Genomic DNA, 26100 nt, shown 5'->3' with positions numbered 1-26100 from the left:
ATGCCTTGTCTTTTATTGGTGATGTCATGTAACATAAGAACATGTAACAGATGTTATTTTGTAAAAATTGTGAAGTATAGGTCAGCAAGACTGTCCTTGATGTGCGCACGGAGATCCAAGAAATGGCCGCCGAATCCGGGAAAAAGCTGTTCGTCGGTCCGCGCTTCCGCAGGATCCGACAGCAATTGGGACTGTCGCAGACCCAGATCGCCGAGGGGCTCGGGATCTCGCCGAGCTATGTCAACCTGATCGAACGGAACCAGCGCCCGGTGACCGCGCAGATCCTGCTGCGGCTGGCCGAAACCTACGACCTCGATCTGCGCGATCTCGCCACCGCCGACGAGGATCGCTTTTTCGCCGAGCTGAACGAGATCTTCTCCGATCCCTTGTTTCGCCAGATCGATGTTCCCAAGCAGGAGCTGCGCGACCTCGCCGAGCTCTGCCCCGGAGTTACTCACGCACTGCAACGGCTCTATGCCGCCTATACCGAGGCGCGCCAGGGCGAGACGCTGGCGGCAGCCCAGATGGCCGACCGCGACGTCGGCACGCGTTACGAGGCCAACCCGGTCGAGCGCGTGCGCGAGCTGATCGAGGCCAACAGGAACTATTTTCCGGAGCTGGAGCAGGCCGCAGAAGCCTTGCGCGACGAGCTGAACGTGCCGGCTGAAGGGCTCTATGCCGCGCTCGCCGCGCGTTTGCGCGAGAAGCATTCGGTGCAGACCCGCATCATGCCTGTTGACGTGATGCGCGAGACGCTCCGGCGCTTCGACCGCCACCGCCGCCAGCTCCTGATCTCCGAGCTGGTCGATCCGCCTGGCCGCGCCTTCCAGCTCGCGTTCCAGCTGGGCTTGGGGGAATGTGCGCAAGCGCTGGAGACCATCATCGGCCGCGCCGGCCCGCTCGACGATGCACCGCGCCGGCTGTTCCGGATCACGCTCGGCAACTATTTTGCGGCGGCCGTCATGATGCCCTATCCGGCCTTCCTCGCTGCCGCCGAAGCGCTCAACTACGATATTCATGTGCTGGCGCAGCGGTTCAATTCCGGCTTCGAGCAGGTCTGCCATCGCCTCACCACCTTGCAGCGGCCGAACGCGCGCGGCATTCCGTTCTTTCTCTTGCGCGTCGACAATGCCGGCAACGTCTCGAAGCGATTTTCGTCCGGCACCTTCCCGTTCTCGAAATTCGGCGGCACCTGTCCGCTGTGGAACGTGCATTCGACCTTCGACACGCCGGACCGCCTGCTCAAGCAGGTGATCGAGCTGCCCGACGGCACCCGCTATTTCTCGATCGCGCAGATGGTGCGCCGTCCCGTCGCGCCGCATCCGCTGCCACAGCCGCGCTTTGCCATCGGCCTCGGCTGCGAAATCCGCCACGCCGCGCGCCTGACCTACGCCGCCGGCATGGACCTGGAGAAAACGGAAGGCACGCCGATCGGTGTCAATTGCCGACTCTGCGAGCGCGAAAACTGCGCCCAGCGCGCCGAGCCGCCGATCACGCGCACGCTGATCCTGGACGAGACGACGCGACGGGTGTCGAGCTTCGCATTCTCGAATGCGAGGGAGCTGTGAGGGGGCGCTCTCAAGGCACGCACGCGCCACACACACCGCTGTCATGCTCCGCGAAAGCGGGGCATCCAGTAGGCGCGGCCCGTCGGCTCTATCGCTGCTGTCACGGCGTACTGGATCGCCCGGTCATCAAGCCGGGCGATGACAGCGGAGAATGAGGCCCTACGCCAGCGTATGCACGATCACCGGCCCCGCCGCCGCACTCGCATGCCCTGCCAGCAGCGGCCCCAGATCCTTTTCGATCCAGGCGATCGCGCGCTTGTTCGCCTCCTCGGCCTGCTCGAACTTGTCGAAGATCGAGATCGCAGTCACCGTGTCGTCGCCGGCATAGACCACGTAATAGGCCCTGAAACCGTCGACATCGCTGATGATGGGAACGGCGCCGTCCTTGATGCGGCGCGCCAGCTCTTCGGCGCTTCCACTCTTCGCCTTGGCCTGACGGATGGCGGCATACATGGCATCCTCCTTCCGGCTATCTGGATTGGGGCTTGTTGCCCGCTGATGAATCTACACCTCGGAGTCAGCCCCGTCATCCTGAGGCGCTCCCCATGGGACGCAAAGCGTCCCATGGGGAGCCTCGACGGATGAACGGCTCGGATGCACCGGGCCGTCGCCCTTCGAGCGCCGCTGAAGGGGCGGCCGCCTCAGGGTGACGGAAGAGCGAGGGGCGCGGCGTCGACCTTGGTTAACCCTGCCCTAACCCGCTGCCGCGATCTGCAACCAGCGGTTAAGCACGCCTCAACATCACTGCCTTAGTCTCGTCCCACTCACTTTTCGCAAACAACGGCGGCCTATCCTGCCGCGAGAAGTGACACCAGGGGGTTTTACATGCGCATTGCGTTACTGCTGACCGCGACCATTGTCGGCGCGCTGTTCGCCAATCCGTCCAACGCCGGCTCGTTCGACGTCGCGTCCGCCGATGCGACGCTGCCGCCCGGCTTCCAGAGCTACCGCGGCTATATGTTCGACCTGTCGGAGGCGTCCGATCGCAAGGACCTCGACAAACTCACCGAGAATCTGAAGCAGCAGATCGACGTCGTCGAAGGCGCCGGATTCTCTCCGCGCGTGCTGCGCTTCTTCCGCACCGTCCCGATCATTGCGAGCGAGCTCGCCTGCCTCGACGAAGGCGCCGGAACCGCGTGCTACGGCCGGGTCACGCCGGACATCCCGCGCACCACCCCCCGCACATTGACGGTGTGGGACCACGACAAGCAGCGCTGGACCAATCCGAACGCGGTCGACCTCGCGGTCGATTCCGGGCTCGGCGTGATCATGGTCCGGCCGGACATGATGCGTTACGAGAAAGAGGCCGTGCTGCTCCACGAGATGCTGCACGCCTATCACGCGCGGCTGCTGCCGGACGGCTACGCCAACAAAGGCGTGATCAGCTATTACGCCTATGCCAAGTCCAAGGATCTGCTGCCCAAGGAAGCCTATGCGCTGAAGAATCCCATGGAGTTCTTTGCCGTGACCGGCAGCATCTTCCTCTCCGGCAAGAGCGAATTCCACGATCCCAAGACCCGCGAAGCGCTCAAGGAGAAGATGCCGGACTATTACAAATACCTGGTCGGCGTATTCGGCTTCGACCCCGATCCGGCGGCAAGCTCGAGCGGACCGGTGGCCTCGCTGAAATAAGGCGGCAAGCAAGTCCTCAAAAAGCCGCGCACGATGCGCGGCTTTTCTGTTCTGTGGAGCGGAAGCTGCGGATGACGCCCTGGCAGGAATTGCCAAGCCGGCAGCCGATCTGCATAGTCCCGCCGCATCGATTGGACTGTTTCGAAGAGGATAGAAGACATGGCGGACGCCGACCTGGATGTCGTGATCCGGCAACTGGCCAGACAGCTGCATACGGGCCTGATGTCCCGCGCCAAGGAGCGGCGGGATCGTTTCAACGGCCTTGCGGCCAAGGCCAAAGGCAAGGAGACCGGCACCCGCTTCAAGATGATGGCCAAGGCCACCATGGAGCAGGCCACCGCCGCCGCAAAGCGCCTGCAGATGTCCGCCGACAACGTCGCCGACAGCTATGCCCGCGCCATGCGGCTGGCGGCCAGCACATCCGTCGAGGTGAAGGCGGAGAAGCCGGCGAAGGAAAAGCCGGCCAGGGACAAGCCGGCGAAGAAGGCTGCGAAGGCGAAGAAGGCGAAAGCCAAGAAGGCCGTCTAACTCACCGCTGCGGTGTCCAGACCTGGGCCGGCTCGGGGTGCGCGAGCTCGGCGAGCTTTGCGCGCGCGGTGTCGCGGGCGCGGCCGTCCTTGCCGGGAGGCAGCGCAAGAGCGGCCTCGAAATCGGCGCGAGCCTCGTCCGCCTGACCGCGGGCGAGAAACGCAAGGCCTCGGTCGAGGCGGCTCTGCGCGTCCGTGGGATCGAGGCGGACCGCCGTGCTGTAGCTCAGAACCGCACGGTCGAGATCGCCCTTGGCGGCGAGCACGAGGCCGCGCTCGCGATAGGGCATGGCCGGCCTGGGATCGAGCGCAATCGCCTCGTCATAATCGGCAATCGCAAGGTCCAGCTCCCCGTTCTGGCGGTATGCCTGCGCGCGGTCGCGATAGAGCGAAGCGCGGTTGGGATTGAGATGGATGGCCTCGTTGAAATCGGTGACCGCTCGGCCGATGTCACCGTGGCGCAGCGCGATTCGTCCACGCCCCTCATAGGCGAAGGCGATCAGGGAGCCGCGAAGCGGCGAGAAGCCGATCACGGCCGAACAGATGTCGGGCTCGTCCGCGTCACCACAATTCACGACCGTATGCGTGGACAGGCCAATGGCCACACCCAGGACGATCAACAATGGCACGGCGGCTCTGGACATCTCGACGGCGACCGGCGACGGGCCGGCCACGCATCCCCTTTCGAAAGGAATACTCTCTGTCGGGTCATTAACACCGACCGAACTGCGCCTCTGTGCGCCAGGTCACAAAGCCAGGCAAAATCCTGATGGTTCCGCGTCAGCCCCAAGGACCCCGGGAAGGGCCACGCGAAGGACCACGCGAGGACGAGCGGCCCCACGGGCCTTGCGGCGGATAGTTCTCGTTAGCGCCGACCGACGGCGCGGCGCGCGTGCCGAGCTCGGCCGCGAGCTGCTGGAGCGCCGCGATGCGGTTCTGGGTCGAGGGATGGGTCGCGAAGAGACTATCGACCCCATGGCCCGACAGCGGATTGATGATGAACATATGCGCGGTGGCGGGGTTTCGTTCGGCATCGAAGTTCGGCACCTGATGCGCGGCGTTCTCGATCTTCACCAGCGCCGAAGCGAGCCACATCGGCTGCCCCGCAATGCGCGCGCCGAGATTGTCGGCGGCGTATTCGCGCGTGCGGCTGATCGCCATCTGCACCAGCATGGCGCCGAGGGGGGCGAGGATCATCATCAGGATCGAGCCGACGATGCCGGGTCCGTTGTTGTCGCGGTTGCCGCCGAAGAACATACCGAACTGCGCCAGCATGGAGATCGCGCCCGCGATGGTCGCGGTCACGGTCATCAGCAGCGTGTCGTGATTCCGGATATGTGCGAGCTCGTGCGCGATCACGCCGGCAAGCTCCTCGCGACTGAGCTGGTTCATCAGGCCGATGGTGACGGCGACGGCGGCATTCTCGGGATTGCGGCCGGTCGCGAAGGCGTTGGGCTGGGCCTCGTCCATCAGGAATACGCGCGGCATCGGCAGGCCCGCCCGGCCAGCAAGCTCGGCGACGAGCCCGACCAACTCCGGCGCGCTGCGGCGGTCGACCTCATGGGCGCCGTACATCGAGAGCACCATGCGGTCGGAGTTCCAGTAGGTGAAGAGGTTGGTCGCGGCGGCAATGACGAGCGCGATCATGGCGCCGCTGGCGCCGCCGATCAGATAGCCCACCGCCATGAACAGGGCAGTGAGGCCTGCGAGAAGCATTGCGGTACGCAGATAATTCATGGCCGTCTCCAGCGCGGGCCATGGCCGCCGATGGCGTCGCAGGCCGGCCAACGTCAGGTAGGGACGACCCCGCCCCCGATGCAAGGTTTCAGGGTGCGTCGCGGAGCCGCGGCACTGGTTTGAGGACGATCAATCCATTAAACTTCGTCAGGAATCCAAGCGTCTCCCCCCTTCCGGAAACCTCATGCTCCAGACCCGATTTGCGATCGCGGCCGCCGCCCTTGTCGCGCTCGCCCTTCCCGCCTTCGCCCAGTTCGCGCCACCGCCGGCAAGGCCTGCCGCGCCCAGGGCAATTGCGCCCAAGGCCACCGCGCCCTCGCCACGCGCGGCGTCGTGCCACAACGGGGCGAGCTTCGATCGTTTCCTCGCCGACGTGAAACAGCAGGCGATAGCCGCCGGGGTATCGCAGCGAACGATTGCGGAGGCTTCGCCCTACCTCGTCTACGATCAGGGCATCGTCAACCGCGACCGCGGCCAGCGCGTGTTCGGCCAGCTCTTCACCGAATTCGCCGGCCGCATGGCCGCGCCCTATCGCATGCAGAACGGCCAGCAGCACATCAGGCGGCACGCAGCGGCGTTCGCCCGTGCCGAAAAGGAATACGGCGTCCCGCCGGCAGTGATCGCCGCGTTCTGGGGACTGGAGAGCGACTTCGGCGCCAACATGGGCAATCTGCCGACGCTGAAATCGCTGGTGTCGCTCGCATATGATTGCCGCCGTTCCGAGATGTTCGTGAACGAGACCATCGCCGCGCTGAAGATCATCGACCGTGGCGATCTGACACCCGAGGAGATGATCGGCTCCTGGGCCGGCGAGCTCGGCCAGACCCAATTTCTCCCGACTCACTACGTCAACTACGCCGTCGATTACGACGGCGACGGACGGCGCGACCTTCTGCGCAGCGAGGATGACGTGATCGGCTCGACCGCGAACTACATCGCCAACGGCTTGAAATGGCGGCGCGGCGAGCCCTGGCTGGAAGAGATCAAGGTGCCGCAGAATCTGCCATGGGATCAGACCGATCTCAGCGTGCAGCTGCCGCGTACGAAATGGGCGCAGCTCGGCGTCACCTATCCCGACGGCCGGCCGCTGCCGAACGACAATCTTCCGGCGTCCGTGCTGCTGCCGATGGGGCGTAATGGGCCGGCCTTCATGGCCTATGCGAATTTCGCCGCCTATACCGAATGGAATAACTCGCTGATCTATTCGACCACCGCGGGTTATCTCGCCTCGCGCATTGCGGGCGCGGCTCCCATGCGCAAGCCCGCCGGACCGGTCGCGCAACTGCCGTTCAACGAGCTCAAGGAATTGCAGCAAATGCTGGTGCGCGCCGGCTTCAATGTCGGCAAGGTCGACGGCGTGCTGGGCCAGCAGAGCCGCACCGCCGTGAAGGCGATGCAGATCAAATACGGCCTGCCCGCCGATTCCTGGCCGACCGCAGAGCTCCTGGCCCGCATGCGCGGCGGCACGGCACAGGTGCAGCCCCAGGCGACGGTGCGATAGAATTTTCGCACTGCACAAGCCTGTTTTCGCGATTGTATTATTCCATGAGCCTCCCATGTGAGTGGCTCAGGTTTTCTCCTGAGATTTCCCATCCTTTGAAGCGAGCATCACATGTCCTTCTATGACGCCGTCGTTCCCGCCTATCTGCAAATGCTGAACAGCCTGACTGGCCTGCTCACCAAGGCTGAGGCGCATTGCGCGGCCAAAAAGATCGACCCGAGCGTCCTGCTCGGCTCCCGCCTGTTCCCGGACATGCTGCCGCTGTCGAAGCAGATCCAGCTCGTCAGCGATTTCTCGGCCAAGGGTTGCGCACGGCTGACGCATACCGAGGTGCCGTCCATGCCGGACACTGAAACCAGCTTCGCGGAATTGAAGCAGCGGCTGGCGAAGACCATCGACTTCGTGAAATCGTTCAAGCCAGAGCAGTTCGAGGGCGCCGACAGCAAGGACGTCACCTTTCCGGCCGGATCCGACCGGACCGTGACGCTGAAGGGCCAGCAATTCTTCAGCTCGGTGTCGCTGCCCAACTTCTATTTCCATGCCGCGACCGCGCACGGCATCCTGCGCCATAACGGCATCGAGATCGGCAAACGCGATTTCCTCGGCATGAGCTGATCTGCGCAATCGCACGGCCGCACTGGCGAAAATCCGCTGTCGCGGCCGCAATCGCGCATGAATTATGCTGCGCGGGCGCTGCCGCGCAGCTCGCCTGCACTTTCCGTATGGCTCATCCCTTGCGCCCGATGCCGCAATGCACAAATGTTCCGGACCTCTTAACTCCTGGAAGCATCCCCAATGAGCCGTCCGACCAAATTATTTGAGACCTACAAGCTTGGCCCGATCACGCTGGCCAACCGCCTGGTGATGGCGCCGTTGACGCGTAACCGCGCCGCGCCCGGCACCTTCGTCCCCTCCCCGCTCGCGGCCGAGTATTACGGTCAGCGCGCCTCCGCAGGTCTGCTGATCACCGAAGCAAGCCAGGTCTCGCAGCAGGGCCAGGGCTATCAGGACACGCCAGGCATCTACTCGAGGGAGCAAGTCAGCGGCTGGCGCAAGGTCACCGACAGGGTGCATGAGCGCGGCGGCAAGATCTTCATCCAGCTCTGGCACGTCGGCCGTATCTCGCATGTCGATCTTCAGGCGGGTGGCGCCGCTCCGGTGGCGCCGAGCGCGATCCGCGCCAAGGGCAAGACCTTCGTCAACGGCACCTTCGCCGACGTCTCCGAGCCCCGCGCGCTCGAGCTTTCCGAAATCCCTGAAATCATCGACGACTTCAAGCGCGCCACGAAGAATGCGCTGGAGGCCGGTTTCGACGGCGTCGAGATCCACGGCGCCAACGGCTATCTGCTCGACCAGTTCGCCAAGGACGGCGCCAACAAGCGGACCGACGCCTATGGCGGCTCGATCGAGAACCGCGCGAAGCTGATGCTGGAGGTCTCCAGGGCCGTCGCGGCCGAAGCCGGCGCCGACCGCACCGGCATCCGCATCTCGCCGGTGACGCCTGCCAACGACATCTCCGATTCCAATCCGCAAGCGTTGTTCGATTACATCACCGACGGCCTCAACGCCTTGAAGCTCGTCTATCTCCACGTCGTCGAGGGCGCCACCGGCGGCCCGCGCGACTTCGCGCCGTTCGACTATGCATCCTTGCGCAAGCGCTTCTCGGGCGCCTACATCGCCAACAACGGCTACGATTTCGATCTCGCCACCAAGGTGCTCGACGCTGATGCCGCCGATTTGATCGCGTTCGGCAAACCGTTCATCTCCAATCCCGACCTGGTGGAACGGCTGAAGAAGGGCGCAGCGCTGAACGATTGGGACAAGAACACCTTCTACGGCGGCGGCGCCAAGGGCTACACGGACTATCCAACGCTCGCGGCCGAACCAGCGGAGTAATTCTCTTCACCCTCTCCCAGCTTGCGGAGAGAGGCGAAGAAAGAAAAAGGCCGGGATTAGTCCCGGCCTCGGGATTAGTCCCGGCCTTTTTGATTGTCAGCGGCGAGCCTCAGGCCGCGTAACGGTTGAACTTCGATTTGGAGATCGAGGTCGCGGCGACATGGACATGCTGCGCGAGTTCGGCCTCGGCGCGCTCCTTGGTCCAGCGCGTCGTCGGCACTGAAATGTTGATCGCGGCAACGGCGCGGCCGTGCTCGTCGATGATCGGAGCTGCGACCGAGATGTCACCCATCACGGTCTCGTTCATGATGACGGCATAGCCGCGTTGGGCTGCGACCCGAACGCGCTCCAGCAGCGCCTTCGGGTCGGTCACGGTGAACGGCGTCAGCGGCACGAGCGGCGTCCGCTCGAGCAGCGCGAGACGCTCCTCCTCCGGCAACGCCGATAGGATCGCGGTGCCCGACGCCGTGAAGAAAGTCGGCAACCGGCTGCCGATCACGATGTCGATGTTGATGAGATGCGCGCCCGGAAAGCGCGCCACGAAGACGACCTCGTGGCCATCGAGTTCGTGCAGATTGGTCGTTTCCCCGAGATTGCGGCTGATCTCGAGCAGATAGGGCGAGGCACGGTCGATCAGGTCGTTGGCCTTGAGATAGCTGTGCGAGAACTGAAGCACCTTTGAGGTGAGGCCATAGTTGCGCGTTCCCTCGATCCGCTTGAGATAGCCGAGCGTCTCGAGCGTGTAGACGAGGCGCTGGGTAGCGCTGCGGTCAAGATCGGCGGCGCGCGCGATGTCGGCGAGCGTCATGTAGCGCTGCGGCCCGTCGAAGGCATGCAGGACCTGGAACGCCTTCTCGGTCGAGCCGACGAACAGGGACGAGCGCGGCTCGCCGCCTTTGTCGGCCGTCTTCGCGCCGGCTTTGGCGACTTTCGTCCTCGCAGGCCGTCCGCCGCCCGCGCGCCTGCTACGTGCCATGCTGCCATCCTCTCACGCGATGTCCTCCGAGATCGCCAGTTGACGGCCGAGCTCGGCGCGGAATGCTGAGACCAGCGCCGGCGCCGGCTGCACCAGCGGCGCCAGCATGCGCGGCGCGTCGACGCCGATCATGTCCATCACCGCCTTCATCGGTCCCGGATTGGTTTCGGCAAACGCCATGTTCATGAACGGGATCAGACGCCGGTGCAGGCTCAGCGCCTCCGCGGTCCGACCCGCGATCGCCGTCTCGTAGATCGCGCGCCAGGCGCGCGGCAACAGGCATGCGGTGACGACGATGCCGCCCGTCGCGCCCGCCGCGAGATGCAGCGGAAACAGGCTGTCCTCGCCGCTCAGCACCGCAAAGCTCTCATCGACGCCGGCCACGACCTGGAGGAAATGGTACATGTCGAGGTTGCAGGCCTTCATGCCGATGATGTTGGGATGCCTGGAGAGCTCATGCAGGATTTTTGGCTCGATGGCGATCCGGGTTCGGTAGGGAATCTCGTAGATCAGGACGGGCAGGGGCGAGGCGTCGGCATAGCGCAGGAAATAATCGCGAATGCCGGCCTGAGTCGGGTTGGTGTAATATGGCGTAAGAACCAGGAGACCGTCCACGCCCTCGGCTGCGAATTCACGGCCTGCCTGCAGGGCATCGTGGAAACCGGTGTCCAGCACGCCGGCAATCACGGGCCCCTTGCCCGCCATCGCCTTCACCGACAAGCCTGCCATCTTGATCCGCTCAGACCGCGCCAGCGCGCCATATTCACCGGTGCCGCCGAGCGGCACTACGCCGTCGATGCCCTGCTTGTTGAGCCAGGCAAACAGCGCCGCGACCGCCTGAGCGTCGATCCTGTCGTCGGCCTTCACCGGGGTCGGAATGGCCGGGAACAGCCCGCGAAGGCGATTGGCAGTGAGCATGACGAGAACCTCTGGTTAGAACGTGGGATGACTACCTTGCGCCAGCGCGCCGACGCAGGCGTTCGGCGACGAAGATCAAGAGCCCCATGAAGATGAACAGGCAGGTCGAGACGGCAGCGATCACGGGCGAGACCTGAAGCGTCACCTCGTCCCAGAACTGCTTCGGCAGCGTGGCATTGAGGCCGCCGGTCGCAAACAGCGCGATGGTGAGCTCGTCGAACGAGGTCGCGAAGGCGAACAGGAACGAGGAGAACATGCCGGCACCGAGAATCGGAAAAGTAATGTGGCGCAGCGTCGCAAAGGGACGCGCGCCTAGGCTTTGCGCGGCGTGGTCGAGCCGCGTGTCGTAGTTGCGCAGCACGGCCATCATGGTCATCACGACATAAGGCACCGCGACGACCGTATGTCCGAGAATGAGTCCGAAAGCGCTGCCGACGAGGCCCATGCTCGCGAACACATAGAACAGGCCGACTGCGATGATCATGCGCGGCACGACGATCGGCGACAGGATGAAGGCGAGCCAGGCGGCCTTGGCGGGAATGTTGCTCCTCACCAGGAGAAACGCCGCCGGCGTTCCGATCAGCATGGCGAGCGCCCCCGTCCCCAGACCGACAAGCAGCGAGCGCAGGAACGCCTGGGTCCAGACCGGCGAATGCAGCACGGTCTCATACCAGTGCAGCGTAAATCCCTGCGGCGGCCAGTTGAGGCCGCCGGTGCCGAACGACAGCGGGATCATTAGAAGCGTCGGCGCACTGATGATGATGAGCATGGTCCAGACGAAGGCCTGCAAGCCGAGGCCGGCCTGGTCCGGATTGCGGTCGCGGCGGCGCGACGGCGACAGCAGAATGATGCGGTCGGAGATCACGCCAAGCAGAGTGAGGAGCGCATCGCCCGCCTTCTGGATCGGGCTCGACAAACGCGACGTCGCCGCGGTGCGCGGCGCAGATGCGCCGGTCATGGTCGACAGGCCGAGCAACCGGTCATAGGCGGCAAAGACGATGAGGACCACGAGCAGCAGCAACACCGAGATTGCGCCGGCAAAACCCCAGTTCAGCGTCTGCTGAACCTGGTCGATGATCAATTGCGTGATCATGGTCTCGCGGCGTCCGCCAAGCAGCGCCGGAACGATGAAGAACCCGATCGCAGTGACGAACACCATGATGCCAGCCGCGGCGACGCCGGGCAGCGACAGCGGAAAATAGATCTTCCAGAATGCCATGCCCGGACGCGCGCCGAGCGTGGCGGCTGCACGCGGCAGGTTGCGGTCGATGTTCTCCATCACCGAGAGCATGGTCAGCACGGCGAGCGGCAAGAGCGCATTGACCATGCCGACGAGCACGCTGCCGAAATTGTAGAGCAGGCTCGCAGGACTCGAGATGATGCCGAGCGAGATCAGGAGCTTGTTGATGACGCCGTTGCGGCCGAGCAGCACGATCCAGGCGAAGGCGCGGACCAGGAAACTGGTCCAGAACGACAGCAGCACCCAGAACAGAAGCGTTGCCTTCCGTTCCTTGCCGACGACGGAGATCAGATAGGCGATCGGGTAGCCAGTGACGATGCACACCAGCGTCGTCACCAGAGAGATCTTCAGCGTGATGAGGAGGACGTCGACATAGACCGAGGAGGCGAACAGCTGGCGGTACGGCGCGAGCGTGAATGCGCTGTCGTTGGTGATGCTGAGCACCAGCAACTGGCCGACGGGGTAGACCAGGAAGAAGACGAGCAGCAGCACAAGCGGGCCGCCCATCGCGACCCAGGTCCAGGCCTGTGACCGGCTGCGCGAGCGAATCACACTCCGGAGCTGTCCCGATTCGACTGCGGGCGCTTTGGCCAATGCCATGGCGTCAGTGTCCCCTGCCGTCGCGGATCGCCACGGCATCCGCGGAATTCCAGCCGAGCGAAACGAGCTGGCCGATCTCGTAGGGCGCCGCGCTCGATCGCGTCGGATAGGCCGCGACGAGGTGCGGCATGTCGGCCTTTTCGGGTGCGATGTAGAGCCGCGTCATGCTGCCGCTGATCATCACGTCGACCAGCCTGCCGGTGAGCTTGCCGCTCGCCGCGTCCCCGACATGGAGGTTCTGGGGGCGGACCATGAGCTTGATCGGCTCGCCGGCAGTGAATCGCGCGCCGTTGCCGACCGCGCGTGACGGTGCCGTTTGGTCCGCCAGCACGATGTCGAGCCCCTGCGCATCGACCTGCCGGACCGTTGCGCTGAGCAAGTTGGATTCACCGAGAAAGTCCGCGACGAAGACCGATTGCGGGCGGAAATAGAGATCCTCCGGCGAGCCGAGCTGCTCGATCGCGCCTGCGTTCATCAGGCAGATGCGATCGGACATGGTCATCGCTTCCTCCTGGTCGTGGGTGACGTAGATGATCGTGGTGCGGAGCTCGCGATGGATGCGCTTGATCTCAAGCTGCATCTGGTCGCGCAGCTTCTTGTCGAGCGCGCCGAGAGGCTCGTCCATCAGGATGATCGCGGGGCGATAGACGATGCAGCGCGCCAGCGCAATGCGCTGCTGCTGGCCGCCCGAGAGCTCGCGCGGATAGCGCTTTGCGACATACGGCAGGCGTACCGTCTCCAGCGCCTCGGCGGTGCGCCGGCGCGCGTCGGCATCGGCGATCTTCCGCATCTTCAGCGGAAACGCGATGTTGTCCTCCACGGTCATGTGAGGAAACAGCGCGTAGTTCTGGAACACGACGCCGATGTCCCGGTCATAGGCCGGGCTGCGCGTCACATCGGAATCGTCGACCAGGATCTGACCTTCGTCCGGATGCGCGAGTCCTGCGATCAGGCTGAGCAGCGTCGTCTTACCCGACCCCGAAGGACCAAGCAGCGTGAGGAATTCCCCCTTCGCGACATCGAGACTGGTCGGCGCCAGCGCGACGAAGTCGCCATAACGCTTGGTAAGCCCTTTGACGCGCAAGCTCGACGAAGTCATGCCTTGCTCCAATCGCGACGCTTCAGGGTCAAGCCAGGATCCAGCTGTTGAAGCGCTCGATGACGGTTGCCTGGTTGTCGTACCAGAATTTCGCATCGATCTTCAGACCTGCCTTGATGTTATCCGGATAGGTCGGACAGTTCCTAGCGAGCTCCGGCTTGACGTAGTTGAAGGCCTCGGGCTGCGTGAGGCCGGCAGGGAAATACTCCATCAGCGCCGCCTGGCGCTTCGGATCCGAGGCGAACTTGATGAACTCGCGGCAGGCATCCGCATTTGGCGTGCCGGCGAGGATCGACCAATTGTCGCCGCCCCAGATGCCCTGATTCCAGACGATCTCGACCGGCGCGCCGGCCGCCTGAGCGGCCTGCGGACGCGACACCCAGGTCGGCAGCAGGTCAATCTCGCCCGAGGTCAGCATCTGCTCGACCTGCGCGCCGCTGGTCCACCACACCGCGACCGAGGGCTTGATCTTGTCGAGCGAGGCAAAGGCCTTGTCGAGATCGCAAGGATAGACCTGCGCGGTCGGCACGCCCGCGCCCATCAGCGCCTCCTCGATCGTGTCGAACGGATGCTTGCGCACGGCGCGGCGTCCCGGAAACTCCGCCACATTCCAGAAATCGGCCCAGGACTGCGGCGCCTTGCGCCCCTTGAAGGCGTCGGTGCGGTAGGCCAGCACGGTGGTGTAGACGTTGGTACCGACACCGTAGGGCGACATGAACTCGGCAGGAATCGACTTGATGACGGGCTCGGATTCGAGACCGTGCTTTTCGAGATATTGCTTGCTGCCGGTGGTCAGCAGCAGGATCGCGGGCCAGCTAATCTTGGCCATGTCCCAGGTGTAGTTCTTGGTATCGATCATGGTCTTGATCTGCGCCACCGGCTCGGCATTGGCCTGCACGCCGACCACCTCGATGCCGGTCGCCTCGGTGAACGGACGGTAGAACACCGCGCCATAGGCCTTGGTGTAGATGCCGCCGTCGTCGCGCACGACGATGCGCTTGCCGGCGGCGCGGGACGGCGACCAGACAGAGGGCGCGGCGAGCGCGACGGCGCCGGCTCCTGCGCCGAGCAGCAGGCGGCGGCGGGAAGTGATGATCTTCGGTGCGTTGGTCATGTCAGTCCCCTCTCTACGATGTTGCGATGGTCGGCGAAGCTGCGGCCGTCTCAGTCGCCGATGACGGCGGCAGAACGCGGCCGGGATTGAACAGACCCGACGGGTCGAACGCCTGTTTCACCGCCCGCATCAAGGCGAGCTCGACCGGCGGCTTGTAGCGGATCATCTCGCCGGTCAGCGTGCGCCCGACGCCATGCTCGGCGCTGAAGGTGCCGCGCAAAGAGTTGGCGACATCGTTCATGGCGCGGCGAATCCTCTGCGCAGTCTCGTCGCGGTCCGGCAGCGCATCCCATTCGGCGAAGGTGAAGAAGGGGATGAGATGGATGTTGCCGTCGCCCATGTGGCCGACAATGACGAACGGCAGATCCGGCACGATCGCGCGCACCGCCGCAATGGCCCGGTCGATGAAATCAGGCACGGTCGAGACCGGCACCGCGGTGTCCGAGGTCAGACCGACGCCCGCTTTCTTGTTGGCTTCCGACACGCTGTGCCGCACCAGCCACATCGCCTTGCGCTGGGCCTCGCTGGTGGCGACCACGCCGTCGCTGACGAGCCCGGCCTCGAGCGCCTGTTCGAGCACTGTCTGCATCGTCGCCGCAAGCGCGGTGGCGTCGCCCGTGTCAGACAATTCGACGAGGACATGCCAGGTGTCGATCTCCGCAACGGGACAGCGCCGACCCGGCACCTGCTCCAGGACTAGCTGGATCTGCTTGGCATTCATCAGCTCGAAGGCGGAGAGCCGCGAGTTGCAGGCGGCTTGGAACAGGCCGAGCACCTCGAGCGCTCGATGCGGACTGTCGACCGCGAGCCAGGCGACGGACTCCGCTGTCGGCAGCGGATGCAGCTTCAGCACCGCGCCGGTGATGACGCCGAGCGTGCCTTCGGAGCCGATGAAGAGATGCTTGAGGTCATAGCCGGTGTTGTTCTTGCGCAGTGCGTAGAGGCCGTCCCAGACCGATCCGTCCGGCAGGACGACCTCCAGCCCGAGCACGTTGTCGCGCGTATTGCCATAGCGGAGCACACCGGTGCCGCCGGCATTGGTGCCGATATTGCCGCCGATCTGGCAAGAGCCTTCGGCGCCGAGACTGACGGGATAAAGCCGACCGGCGGTCGCGGCGGACTCCTGAATTGTCGCCAGCACGCAGCCGGCATCGACCACCATCGTGTTGTTGACGGGATCCAGCGAGCGGATCCGGCGCATGCGCGTCAGCGCGACAATGACCGGCGGCTTGCCCTGCCCTGATGGCGTCGCGCCCCCGCACAGGCTGGTGTTGCCGCCCTGCGGCAGCACCGGGGTGTCATGGGCGACGCAGAGACGAACGATAGAAGCGACCTGCTCCGTGGTCGAGGGTAGCACAGCGCAGAGCGCCGGCGCGTGAAACCGGCCACGCCAATCCTCGGTGAGACCCGCGAGATCCTCCTCGCGCGTCAGCACGGCCGTGTCGCCCAGCAACTGCCGGAACGCCTCGATCAATGCCATCTACCGACCTCCGGAACGGGCCCACGTGGGTCCAAACGGCGCCTGCGCAAGTAATCGAAATACGATTACTTCAATCGCATTATGCCGATCATGAATTCGATGTGATGGGGAGTCAAGCGGGGGGTACGCACGCCGTCATGCCCTGCGAAGGATCTCGCGACCAAAAGCTCGGGGCGACGCTCCCGCTCGGCGAAAAGCCCAAGCAAACACACCGTCACGAATTACACTTGATCGATGAGCAGCAAACGGGCGCCTCGTGTTGCTGGCCCTTCGCATCCTTGCTCTAATACGGCGATGGATGACATTCAGACACTCGTTCGCCGCGCGACTGCAGCGGTCAATTCGGGCAAGCCGGATGAGGCGCAGCGTCTGTGCGAACAAGGCCTTGCGCGCGATCCCGGTGATCCGGTGCTGCACCATCTGCTGGCTGCCGTGCTGTTCTCCAGGGGCGCCCTCGCCCCGGCTCACGCGCATATCGACGTCAGCCTGGCCAAGCGGCCGAACAACGCGCCGGCGCGGCTGCTGGCTGCCCGTATCGCGCGCAGCGAAGGACAGTTCGACACCGCGCTCGTCCATCTCGATGCCGCTATCGCCACCAGCCCACAGCGCGAGATGTTCATCGAGAAGGCACGAACGCTCGATATGGCGGGGCTGCGAGATCAGGCACGTGGCGCCTGGCAGGCAATCCTCAAGGTCATCCCTGGGCATCAGGAAGCAACGGCGCAACTGGGCCGGCTGGCCTGGGAGGATGGCGACCCCGCCACCGCTGCAAGCCTGCTCACGCAAGCGACCGCGACGGACGCGCCGGCGTCCGTCTGGTTCAATCTTGGCCTTGCGCGGCAGGATTTGCGTGACCACAGGGGCGCGGCAAGCGCCTATCGCAAGGCCTTCGAGCTCAAGCCTGAGCATGCCGAGGCCGCGCTCAATCTCGGCATCTCCCTCCAGGAGACCGGAGAGCTGGATGCCGCCATGGAGGCGTTCGGGAAAGCCTATCGCTTGCGCCCGCAGCTGTTCGGCTCCATCGCAATGGCGCTGACCTCCGCCCCTCACGGGCGGCTGTGGCTCGACGAGGAGGAGCTGCGGCGCACGCTAGCGCGTTAGGCGTCCACGCTTGGCGCGAAACTGCTTGCGATAGACATTCGGCGCGGCCAGCACATCGCCGACGACCTTCTCATAGGACTGCCGGTGCGCCGCATCGAAGCTCTCGAACACGAGTTCGGGCGCCTGGCGTGGAACGGCAAAGCACTGCGCGATCGGCAACCCCTTCTTCAGGACGCCTGAAAAATCAGGCTTGATCCAGACGGCTGGAAAATTAATGCCACCGTCGTGAAACCGGTCGGCGTCGACCAGACCCGAGACGAGGCGGAACGGCAGGTCGTCACGGTTGATGGGATGTGTCGCGAACAGCGACCAGCCGGGCTCGAGCTCGATGGTCCAGAAACTGTTGAACTTGAGCGCGGATCGTCCATTCGAGAACGGTGCCGCGGCGAATTGCGCGACCGGATGGAAGCTGAGCGGCGCGCGCGGATGCCCCGCCGTCTCCGGCTCTGGGATATCCCAGTCCCACGAAAATTCGCCACCCTCGATCCTGATGTCGCACGGCAGCGGAATCATGATTCCATACGCCATCGCATCGACGAAGGGCGGACACTGCTTGACCGTACGGATGTCGCGGCCGTGGATCTCCGAATGCGCTGTGGCGGGCATCGTCCGCAGCCAGTCCGGCAAGGCGGTACGCGCCGGAAATGGTCGCACCAGATGATCGGCCAGCTTTGGATCGCAACGGAAAATCATGCGCATGGCGAAGTCTCGCTTCCAGGTCCGAGCTGTTCAATTCAGATCACGGCCGCCGATAAGGCAAGAGGGCCAAACGACAAAAGGCCGGGATTGCTCCCGGCCTCCTGCTCTCGTGGATGGCCCGGACGAACCTGGCCATGATGATGTCAGCGAATTACTTCGCTTCGGCGCGCTTGGGCGGCGAGGCCGGCCACGACTTGATCAGCGTGTCGTAGTCGACGGTTTCGCCCTTCGGCTTCTCGTTCGCCAGCTTGCGCTGCGGAGCGATGTTACCGTCCTTGGCCGACTTGTCGTACCAATACTCAGCCGTCTTCTTCGGGTTGAGCTTCGGTCCGCAGGCGCCCTGCACGCCCGACTTCTCGAGACGCTCCATGACCGAGTCCTGAGCGGCCGCGAGCGAGTCCATCGCGGCTTGCGGCGTCTTCGCACCGGACGACGCATCGCCGATGTTCTGCCACCACAGCTGAGCGAGCTTCGGATAGTCAGGCACGTTGTTGCCGGTCGGGGTCCACTGCACGCGCGCGGGCGAGCGGTAGAACTCGATCAGGCCGCCGAGCTTCGGCGCACGTTCCGTGAAGGACTTGTCCCAGATGTCGGATTCGCGGATGAAGGTCAGACCGACATGGCTCTTCTTCAGCGACACCGTCTTGGAGACGATGAACTGGAGATACAGCCAGGCAGCCTTGCGGCGATCGACCGGGGTCGACTTCAGCAGGGTCGCCGATCCCACGTCCTGGTAGCCGAGCTTCATGCCGTCCTTCCAGTAGGCGCCGTGCGGCGACGGAGCCATACGCCACTTCGGCGTACCGTCCGCGTTCATCACCGGCAGACCGGGCTTCACCATGTCGGCGGTGAAGGCGGTGTACCAGAAGATCTGCTGGGCAATGTTGCCCTGCGACGGAACCGGGCCCGATTCGGAGAAGGTCATGCCCTGAGCCTGCGGCGGAGCATACTTCTTCATCCAGTCGAGATACTTGACGATCGAGTAGACCGCCGCCGGTCCGTTGACGTCGCCGCCACGCTCGACCGACGAGCCGACCGGACGGCAGCCTTCCATGCGGATGCCCCACTCATCGACCGGCAGGCCGTTCGGGATGCCCTTGTCACCGTTGCCGGCCATCGAGAGCCAGGCGTCGGTGAAACGCCATCCGAGCGAAGGATCCTTCTTGCCGTAGTCCATGTGACCATAGACGCGGACGCCGTTGATCTCCTTGACATCGTTGGTGAAGAATTCAGCGATGTCCTCGTAGGCCGACCAGTTCACGGGAACGCCGAGATCGTAGCCATACTTGGCCTTGAACTTGGCCTTGTAGTCCGGATTGGTGAACCAGTCGTACCGGAACCAATACAGGTTGGCGAACTGCTGGTCCGGCAACTGGTAGAGGTGACCGTTCGGCGCGGTCGTGAACGACTTGCCAATGAAGTCGTTGACGTCGAGCATCGGGTCCGTGACGTCCTTGCCGTCCTTCGCCATCCAGTCGGTGAGATCGACCGCCTGACCGTAGCGGAAGTGCGTTCCGATGAAGTCGGAGTCGTTGATCCAGCCGTCATAGACGTTCTTGCCGGACTGCATCTGGGTCTGAATCTTCTCGACGACGTCACCTTCCTGGATGATGTCGTGCTTGACCTTGATGCCGGTGATCTCCTCGAACGCCTTCGCGAGCGTGCGGGATTCATATTCGTGCGTGGTCAGCGTCTCGGAGACGACGTTGATCTCCATGCCCTTGAAAGGTTCAGCGGCCTTGATGAACCACTGCATCTCCTTCAGCGCATCGTCCTTCGACAGGGTCGACGGCTGGAATTCGCTGTCGATCCACTTCTTGGCGGCGGCTTCGTCAGCGCGCGCCGGCGCGGCGATCGTCATCGAAGCCGCGATCAGCGCGACGGCGCTGGTCATGGTCAGAAGACTGTCCTTGGTCGTTCGCAAGTGTCGCATTAAGTTTCCTCCGGTTGAAGCGACAAACTAAATCCAGGCCCGGGTAGACCCCGGATCTGCTCTTTCTCGCAGGCCTCAGACGGTGCGAAAGATCACCACGCCAGAGGCAAGCGAAATCACGGTTGCGAGCCACAGGCTCGTTATTTCAATTCCTTCCTCTCCGATCGGAATCGTCGTGATCGGATCGGTGCCGACGAGCCCGATCCACACCAGGTGGATGACGGCGGCCACGATCAGCGAGACGAACAGGCGGTCGCCGCGCGTGGTTGGGATGCGCAGGATCCCGACGCGCTCGGCCTCGGGATAGGCGGCTGCGAGCCAGGTCATAATGGCCAGCGTGCACGCCAGCGCCACGAAGAAGATCGCGGTCGGCAGCGTCCAGGCCATCCATGCAATGGAGTCCATGAGAACCTCCTACACCCGGCCGAGCGCGAAGCCGCGCGCGATGTAGTTGCGGACGAACCAGATCACGAGCGCGCCCGGGATGATCGTGAGCACGCCGGCGGCCGCCAGCAGGCCCCAGTCCATGCCGGCCGCCGACACCGTGCGCGTCATGACCGCAGCGATCGGCTTGGCATTGACCGAGGTCAGCGTACGCGCCAGCAGCAGCTCGACCCAGGAAAACATGAAGCAGAAGAAGGCAGCAACGCCGATACCGCTTGCGATCAGCGGCACCAGGATCTTGATGAAGAACCGTGGGAACGAATAGCCATCGAGGAAGGCGGTCTCGTCGATCTCGCGCGGTACGCCGGAGACGAATCCTTCGAGGATCCACACCGCCAGCGGCACATTGAAGATGCAGTGCGCGAGCGCAACCGCCCACGGCGTATCGAACAGGCCGATCGCCGAATAGAGATTGAAGAACGGCAGCGCATAGACCGCGGCCGGCGCCATGCGGTTCGACAGCAACCAGAAGAACAGATGCTTGTCGCCGAGGAAGCGGTAGCGCGAGAACGCGTAGGCCGCCGGCAGCGCCACCGAGATCGAGATGATGGTGTTGATAACGACGTATTCCAGCGAGTTGATATAGCCGGAATACCAGCTCTCGTCGGTAAAGATGCGCCTGTAGTGCTGCAGCGTCGGCGCATGCGGCCACAGCGTCATCGTCGAGATGATCTCGCCGTTGGTCTTGAAGCTCATGTTGACGAGCCAGTAGATCGGCAACATCAGGAAGATCAGGAACAGCCCCATGATGAGGCGGCGGCCGGGGATCGAATGCATCAGGCCACTCCTTCCTTTGGCTTGAGCGCTGGCACGGGCTTGAGCGCGACCGACGGCTTGGGCTCCGCCGCCGGCTCCTTCTCCGCCTGGACCTTTCGTTCGACACCGGCATTGGTCATGACGGTGTAGAAGATCCAGCAGACGATCAGGATGATCAGATTGTAGACCAGCGAGAGCGCGGCCGCCTTGCCGAGGTCGAACTGGCCGAGCGCGATCTTGACGAGCTCGATCGACACGAAAGTGGTCGAGTTGCCGGGGCCGCCGCCGGTGACGACGAATGGCTCGGTGTAGATCATGAAGCTGTCCATGAAGCGCAGCAGAACCGCGATCAGCAGCACACGGTTCATCTTCGGCAGCTGGATGGCCTTGAACACGGCCCAGCGCGAGGCACCGTCGATCTGGGCGGCTTGGTAATAAGCCTCCGGGATCGACTTCAGGCCGGCATAACAGAGCAGCGCGACGAGGCTGGTCCAGTGCCAGACGTCCATCACGATGACGGTGACCCAGGCATCGATGTCGTTGGAGACGTAATTATAGTCCAGCCCGATGTGGTTGAGGACATAGCCGAGCAGGCCGATGTCGGGGCGACCGAAGATCTGCCAGATCGTGCCGACCACGTTCCACGGAATCAGCAGCGGCAGCGCCAGCGTGACGAGGCAGGCGGCGACGGTCCAGCCTTGACGCGGCATCGACAGCGCGATGACGATGCCGAGCGGCACCTCGATGGCGAGGATCACCAGCGAGAAGAACAGATTGCGGCCGAGCGAGGCCAGGAAGCGGCCGCCGAGATCGGTCGAGGGATCGAGCAGCTCCTTGAACCAGCCGACGCCGTTCCAGAAGAACTGGTTGTTGCCGAAGGTGTCCTGCATCGAATAGTTCACCACCGTCATCAGCGGCAGCACCGCCGAGAAAGCGACGACCAGGAACACCGGCAGCACCAGGAACCAGGCTTTTTGGTTGACGGTCTTGTCCATCAGGCGGCTCCCTCCACCAGAAGGCTGTCGGCATAGACGTGGATGTGCGCGGGATCGAATTTCAGGCCGGCATTGCCGTCGGAGCTGGTGAAGCCTGCCGGCGCACGCGCTGCGATCTTGGCCTCGTCCACGCGCACGCGCGCGAAGCGAATGCGGCCGAGGTCGTCGATACGCTCGACCTTTGCGCTGAGCAGGCCGGGCCCCGGCGCAACCGCGTCGACGAATTCCGGACGCACGCCGATCTCGATCTTGGCGCCTGCGGGCAGGTTGTCGTAGCTGCGGTTCAGCGCGATGACATGGCCGCCGACCCTGGCTTCGCGCCCCTTCACCTCGGCCGGCAGGATGTTCATGCCGGGCGAGCCGATGAAATAACCGACGAAGGTGTGGGCGGGCTTGTCGAACAGCTCCGCCGGCGTACCACTCTGCACCACGCGGCCGTCATGCATGACGACCACGGTGTCGGCGAAGGTCAGCGCCTCGGTCTGGTCGTGGGTGACGTAGATCATCGTGAGGTCGAGCTCGCGATGCAGCGCCTTCAGCTTGGAACGAAGCTGCCATTTCAATTCAGGATCAATCACCGTCAGCGGCTCATCGAACAGCACGGCGGCAACATCGGAGCGAACGAGGCCACGGCCGAGCGAAATCTTCTGCTTGGCGTCGGCGGTGAGCCGCGTCGCCTTGCGATTCAGATAGGGTTCGAGGTCGAGCAGGCGGCCGATCTCGGCGACACGCTTGTCGATCTCGGCCTTCGGCACGCCGCGATTCTTCAGCGGAAACGCCAGGTTCTGCCCCACCGTCATCGTGTCGTAGATCACCGGAAACTGGAACACCTGGGCGATGTTGCGCTTCTGGGTTGACAGCGGTGTGATGTCCACCCCGTCGAACAGGATTTTCCCCCGCGACGGCGTGATGATGCCGGAGATGACGTTGAGCAGCGTGGTCTTACCGCAGCCGGACGGGCCGAGCAGCGCGTAGGCGCCGCCCTGCCGCCAGGTCATGGTGACCGGCTTCAGCGCAAAGGTCTCCGGCGGCGCATCGTTGCCGCCGTAGGAATGGGCGAGATCGACGAGGTCAATGCGAGCCATGGCGCATCCCCTCAAGCTTTTTTCTTTGACGCGTTGTCTTCACGCGAACCGCCAGGCACTTCGCTTGAAAACGCTATGGAGCCCGGAGCGGCGACCAGACGGTCTGCCGCATCGAACACAAAGACATCATTGGGATCGAGCACGGCGTCCAGCGTCTGGCCTGGCTCGAACTCGTGCACGCCATGCAGCACCGCAACCCAGTTCGATCCGTCGCGGGTCAAATGCACGAAACTCTCCGAACCGGTGATCTCGGTCACCGTCACCCTGGCATGGAAGGCGTGGCGATCGGCCTCACCATTGGCAAGGCCAAGCTGATGCGCGCGGAAGCCGACGCGATAGGCGCCGTCTGCAAGCGACGAATAGAGACCCGAGGCCGGCGACGACGTGCCGCCTGCATATTGCACGGAGCCGTTCTTCTTCTCGATGCCGACGAGGTTGAGCGGCGGATCGGAGAAGACCTGGGCGACGCGCAGGGTCTGCGGCCGGCGGTAAACATTGGTGGTCTCGCCGATCTGGAGCGCCTGGCCTTCCCACATGCACACCGTATTGCCGCCGAGCAGCAGCGCCTCGGTCGGCTCGGTGGTCGCATAGACGAAGATCGCGCCGGAGGCCTCGAAGATGCGTGGCAACTCGGCGCGCAGCTCCTCGCGCAGCTTATAATCGAGATTGGCGAGCGGCTCGTCGAGCAGCACGAGATCGGCGTCCTTGACCAGCGCGCGCGCGATCGCGGCGCGCTGCTGCTGGCCGCCCGAGAGCTGGAGCGGCGTGCGCTTCAGGAACGGCTCGAGCCGGAGCAGTTTTGCGGCTTCCGCCACCCGGCTCTCGATCTCCTCGCGCGGCTTACCCTGCACGCGCAGGGGCGAGGCGATATTCTCGTAGACCGTGAGCGAGGGGTAGTTGATGAACTGCTGATAGACCATCGCGACCGAGCGCTGGCGCACGTCGGCGCCGGTGACGTCCTTGCCGTTGACGAGCACCTTGCCCGTGGTCGGCTTGTCGAGACCGGCGAGCAGCCGCATGATCGAGGTCTTGCCCGACAGCGTCGGCCCGAGCAGCACGTTGAGCGTGCCGCTCTCGAGCGTCAGCGAGACGTCGCGGATGTGCTGGACCCCGTCGACAGTCCGGGTCACATGATCGAGTGTCACGCTCATGAGCGTCCTCCTGCTTCCAGCAGCGGACTTTGCGACACGGCGTGGGTCCTGATCCAGTCGTCCAGGGACGCAATTTCATCGGCAGATAGTCGCAGACCGAGCTTGGAGCGGCGCCAGACGATATCCTCGGCGGTCACCGCCCATTCATTGTTCATCAGGTAGCGAACCTCGCGTTCGGTCAGAGTTGCGCCAAAGGCCTGGCCGAGATCAGCGGCCGACTTGGCGTCGCCGAGCAATTTGATGGCGCGGGTGCCATACGCGCGCGCGAGGCGTCGCGCATGCTCATGGCTCAGGAAAGGGTAGCCGCGCTGGAGTTCGGCGATCAAGCCGTCGACGGCCGATACGTCCATGTCGCCGCCCGGAAGCGGCCATTTGCCGGTCCAGCCCTCGCGCGCCTTCGCACTGCGAAGATAGGGGGCGAGGCGTTCCAGCGCCTCTTCGGCAAGGCGGCGGTAGGTCGTGATCTTGCCGCCATAGATCGACAGCAGCGGCACCCCGCCCGGCGTGTCGAGCTCGAACACGTAATCGCGGGTCGCGGCCTTGGCCTCGCTGGCGCCATCGTCATAAAGCGGCCGCACGCCGGAATAGGTCCAGACCACCTCCGCCGGCGCCACCGGCCTGGCGAGATATTCGCTCGCGGCCCTGCAGAGATACTCGATCTCCTCCGGTGTCGCCTTCACCTTGGCGGGATCGCCGTCATAGTCGCGGTCGGTGGTGCCGATCAGCGTGAAGTCGTCCTGATAGGGAATGACGAAGATGATGCGGCCATCGGCATTCTGGAACATGTAGGCACGGTCGTGATCGTAGAGCTTCCTGACCACGATGTGCGAGCCCTGCACCAGGCGCACCTTTGCTTTCGCATTGACGCCGGCACCGCGGCCGAGCACGTCCTCGACCCAGGGGCCGCCGGCATTGACCAGCGCGCGGGCCTGGATCTGCGAGCGCACGCCGGTCAGCGTGTCGACCATGCTGACGGTCCAGACGCCATCGGACTGCTTGATATCCGTCGCGCGGGTGCGGGTGCGGATCTCGGCGCCCTTGTCGGCGGCGTCGCGCGCGTTGAGCACGACGAGGCGGGCGTCATCGACGAAGCAATCGGAATATTCGAACGCGCGGACGTAGCGATTCGGGATCAGCGGCTTGCCGACCTCATCGCGTCTGAGATCGAGCGAGCGCGTCGCCGGCAGCAAATGGCGTCCGCCGATATGATCGTAGAGAAAGAGGCCAAGGCGCAGCAGCCAGGCCGGGCGCAGGCCGGCGTGATGCGGCAATACGAAACGCAGGGGGCGGATGATATGGGGCGCGATGCCCCAGAGAATCTCGCGCTCGATCAGCGCTTCGCGGACCAGGCGGAACTCGTAATATTCGAGATAGCGCAGGCCGCCATGCACCAGCTTGGTCGACCAGGACGACGTCCCGCTCGCCAGATCATTCATTTCGCACAGGAAAACAGTGTTGCCGCGGCCCACCGCGTCACGCGCGATCCCGCAACCGTTAACACCGCCTCCGATGATGGCGAGGTCGAAAATACGCTCCAACAGACGCATCCCCCGGAAACCGCCCGTTCAGTCGCGCGGCTGCTTTCGTTTTTGATTAGAACACACCAGAAAACGAAAGCAAGACGAAAGAGAGGCCAAGGGAAGCGAAA

The 26100-nt window shown here is 64.1% G+C and carries 24 protein-coding genes; 7 read left to right on the top strand and 17 right to left on the bottom strand.

What is annotated here, in order from left to right:
* The first annotated feature begins 122 nt into the window (after positions 1-122).
* Positions 123-1568, top strand: a complete 1446-nt coding sequence (locus tag XH88_RS09555) for a helix-turn-helix domain-containing protein (RefSeq protein ID WP_271615138.1) — start codon at positions 123-125, stop codon at positions 1566-1568.
* A gap of 159 nt (positions 1569-1727) precedes the next feature.
* Here XH88_RS09555 and XH88_RS09550 read toward each other — a convergent pair whose 3' ends face one another.
* On the bottom strand, positions 1728-2021 hold the full coding sequence (locus XH88_RS09550; protein ID WP_027575542.1) for an antibiotic biosynthesis monooxygenase: 294 nt from the start codon (positions 2019-2021) through the stop codon (positions 1728-1730).
* A 372-nt stretch (positions 2022-2393) separates the two neighbouring features.
* On the opposite strand from XH88_RS09550, the gene XH88_RS09545 reads away from it, so the two are divergent.
* Together XH88_RS09545 and XH88_RS09540 are read left to right on the top strand one after the other, a co-directional pair.
* On the top strand, positions 2394-3200 hold the full coding sequence (locus tag XH88_RS09545; protein ID WP_271615137.1) for a hypothetical protein: 807 nt from the start codon (positions 2394-2396) through the stop codon (positions 3198-3200).
* Between the two features lie 159 nt (positions 3201-3359).
* Positions 3360-3728 carry a hypothetical protein gene (locus XH88_RS09540; protein WP_271615136.1) on the top strand — a complete coding sequence of 123 codons (369 nt, stop codon included), beginning with the start codon at positions 3360-3362 and terminating at the stop codon, positions 3726-3728.
* A gap of 1 nt (position 3729) precedes the next feature.
* On the opposite strand, the gene XH88_RS09535 is transcribed toward XH88_RS09540, so the two are convergent.
* Both XH88_RS09535 and htpX read right to left on the bottom strand, forming a co-directional pair.
* Positions 3730-4371, bottom strand: coding sequence for a tetratricopeptide repeat protein (locus XH88_RS09535; RefSeq protein WP_333909244.1), 642 nt, complete (start codon positions 4369-4371; stop codon positions 3730-3732).
* Positions 4372-4507: 136 nt separating this feature from the next.
* Positions 4508-5464 carry a zinc metalloprotease HtpX gene (htpX, locus tag XH88_RS09530; RefSeq protein ID WP_271615134.1) on the bottom strand — a complete coding sequence of 319 codons (957 nt, stop codon included), beginning with the start codon at positions 5462-5464 and terminating at the stop codon, positions 4508-4510.
* 184 nt (positions 5465-5648) lie between these two features.
* Here htpX and XH88_RS09525 point away from each other — a divergent pair, with 184 nt between their 5' ends.
* From XH88_RS09525 to XH88_RS09515, 3 genes are all read left to right on the top strand, one after another.
* Positions 5649-6965 (top strand): lytic murein transglycosylase, encoded by a 1317-nt coding sequence (locus XH88_RS09525; protein WP_271615133.1) that lies wholly within the window; start codon positions 5649-5651, stop codon positions 6963-6965.
* A 111-nt stretch (positions 6966-7076) separates the two neighbouring features.
* Positions 7077-7580, top strand: a complete 504-nt coding sequence (locus XH88_RS09520) for a DUF1993 domain-containing protein (RefSeq protein WP_271615132.1) — start codon at positions 7077-7079, stop codon at positions 7578-7580.
* 180 nt (positions 7581-7760) lie between these two features.
* Complete coding sequence (locus XH88_RS09515) at positions 7761-8861, top strand: alkene reductase (protein WP_271615131.1); 1101 nt, start codon at positions 7761-7763, stop codon at positions 8859-8861.
* 109 nt (positions 8862-8970) lie between these two features.
* Here XH88_RS09515 and XH88_RS09510 read toward each other — a convergent pair whose 3' ends face one another.
* The 6 genes from XH88_RS09510 to XH88_RS09485 are packed head-to-tail and all read right to left on the bottom strand — an operon-like array spanning position 8971 to position 16288.
* Positions 8971-9837 (bottom strand): IclR family transcriptional regulator, encoded by an 867-nt coding sequence (locus XH88_RS09510; protein WP_271615130.1) that lies wholly within the window; start codon positions 9835-9837, stop codon positions 8971-8973.
* 12 nt (positions 9838-9849) lie between these two features.
* The gene (gene dapA / locus XH88_RS09505) at positions 9850-10755 is read right to left on the bottom strand and encodes a 4-hydroxy-tetrahydrodipicolinate synthase (RefSeq protein WP_271615129.1); all 906 of its coding nucleotides are present in this window, start codon (positions 10753-10755) and stop codon (positions 9850-9852) included.
* A 31-nt stretch (positions 10756-10786) separates the two neighbouring features.
* Positions 10787-12595: an ABC transporter permease subunit gene (locus XH88_RS09500; protein WP_271615128.1), complete on the bottom strand. Its 1809-nt coding sequence runs from the start codon at positions 12593-12595 to the stop codon at positions 10787-10789.
* 4 nt (positions 12596-12599) lie between these two features.
* A complete protein-coding gene (locus XH88_RS09495) occupies positions 12600-13694 on the bottom strand; it encodes an ABC transporter ATP-binding protein (protein ID WP_271615127.1) in 1095 nt (364 codons plus the stop codon).
* Positions 13695-13722: 28 nt separating this feature from the next.
* Positions 13723-14808, bottom strand: a complete 1086-nt coding sequence (locus XH88_RS09490; protein ID WP_271615126.1) for an ABC transporter substrate-binding protein — start codon at positions 14806-14808, stop codon at positions 13723-13725.
* Positions 14809-14821: 13 nt separating this feature from the next.
* The gene (locus XH88_RS09485) at positions 14822-16288 is read right to left on the bottom strand and encodes an FAD-binding oxidoreductase (RefSeq protein WP_271615125.1); all 1467 of its coding nucleotides are present in this window, start codon (positions 16286-16288) and stop codon (positions 14822-14824) included.
* A 294-nt stretch (positions 16289-16582) separates the two neighbouring features.
* Between XH88_RS09485 and XH88_RS09480 the strand changes: the two genes are divergently transcribed.
* Positions 16583-17389, top strand: a complete 807-nt coding sequence (locus tag XH88_RS09480) for a tetratricopeptide repeat protein (protein WP_271615124.1) — start codon at positions 16583-16585, stop codon at positions 17387-17389.
* Here the strand turns inward: XH88_RS09480 and XH88_RS09475 are convergent.
* The 8 genes from XH88_RS09475 to glpD form a co-directional block, all read right to left on the bottom strand.
* Positions 17378-18088 carry a hypothetical protein gene (locus XH88_RS09475; protein WP_271615123.1) on the bottom strand — a complete coding sequence of 237 codons (711 nt, stop codon included), beginning with the start codon at positions 18086-18088 and terminating at the stop codon, positions 17378-17380. The genes XH88_RS09480 and XH88_RS09475 overlap by 12 nt on opposite strands.
* Positions 18089-18239: 151 nt before the next feature.
* Positions 18240-20021, bottom strand: a complete 1782-nt coding sequence (locus XH88_RS09470) for an ABC transporter substrate-binding protein (protein ID WP_271615122.1) — start codon at positions 20019-20021, stop codon at positions 18240-18242.
* A 75-nt stretch (positions 20022-20096) separates the two neighbouring features.
* Positions 20097-20426, bottom strand: a complete 330-nt coding sequence (locus XH88_RS09465; protein WP_271615121.1) for a DUF2160 domain-containing protein — start codon at positions 20424-20426, stop codon at positions 20097-20099.
* Between the two features lie 9 nt (positions 20427-20435).
* A complete protein-coding gene (locus XH88_RS09460; RefSeq protein WP_092298756.1) occupies positions 20436-21242 on the bottom strand; it encodes a carbohydrate ABC transporter permease in 807 nt (268 codons plus the stop codon).
* Positions 21242-22216 carry a carbohydrate ABC transporter permease gene (locus tag XH88_RS09455; protein WP_271615120.1) on the bottom strand — a complete coding sequence of 325 codons (975 nt, stop codon included), beginning with the start codon at positions 22214-22216 and terminating at the stop codon, positions 21242-21244. The genes XH88_RS09460 and XH88_RS09455 overlap by 1 nt, the downstream gene beginning before the upstream one ends.
* Positions 22216-23301, bottom strand: a complete 1086-nt coding sequence (locus tag XH88_RS09450; RefSeq protein WP_271615119.1) for an ABC transporter ATP-binding protein — start codon at positions 23299-23301, stop codon at positions 22216-22218. The genes XH88_RS09455 and XH88_RS09450 overlap by 1 nt, the downstream gene beginning before the upstream one ends.
* An 11-nt stretch (positions 23302-23312) precedes the next feature.
* On the bottom strand, positions 23313-24452 hold the full coding sequence (locus tag XH88_RS09445; RefSeq protein ID WP_271615118.1) for an ABC transporter ATP-binding protein: 1140 nt from the start codon (positions 24450-24452) through the stop codon (positions 23313-23315).
* On the bottom strand, positions 24449-25999 hold the full coding sequence (gene glpD, locus XH88_RS09440) for a glycerol-3-phosphate dehydrogenase (RefSeq protein ID WP_271615117.1): 1551 nt from the start codon (positions 25997-25999) through the stop codon (positions 24449-24451). The genes XH88_RS09445 and glpD overlap by 4 nt, the downstream gene beginning before the upstream one ends.
* Positions 26000-26100 lie beyond the last annotated feature (101 nt).

It is taken from the genome of Bradyrhizobium sp. CCBAU 51627 (genome assembly GCF_028128765.1).
Lineage (GTDB): Bacteria > Pseudomonadota > Alphaproteobacteria > Rhizobiales > Xanthobacteraceae > Bradyrhizobium.
This window is presented reverse-complemented; position numbering and strand designations above follow the sequence as displayed.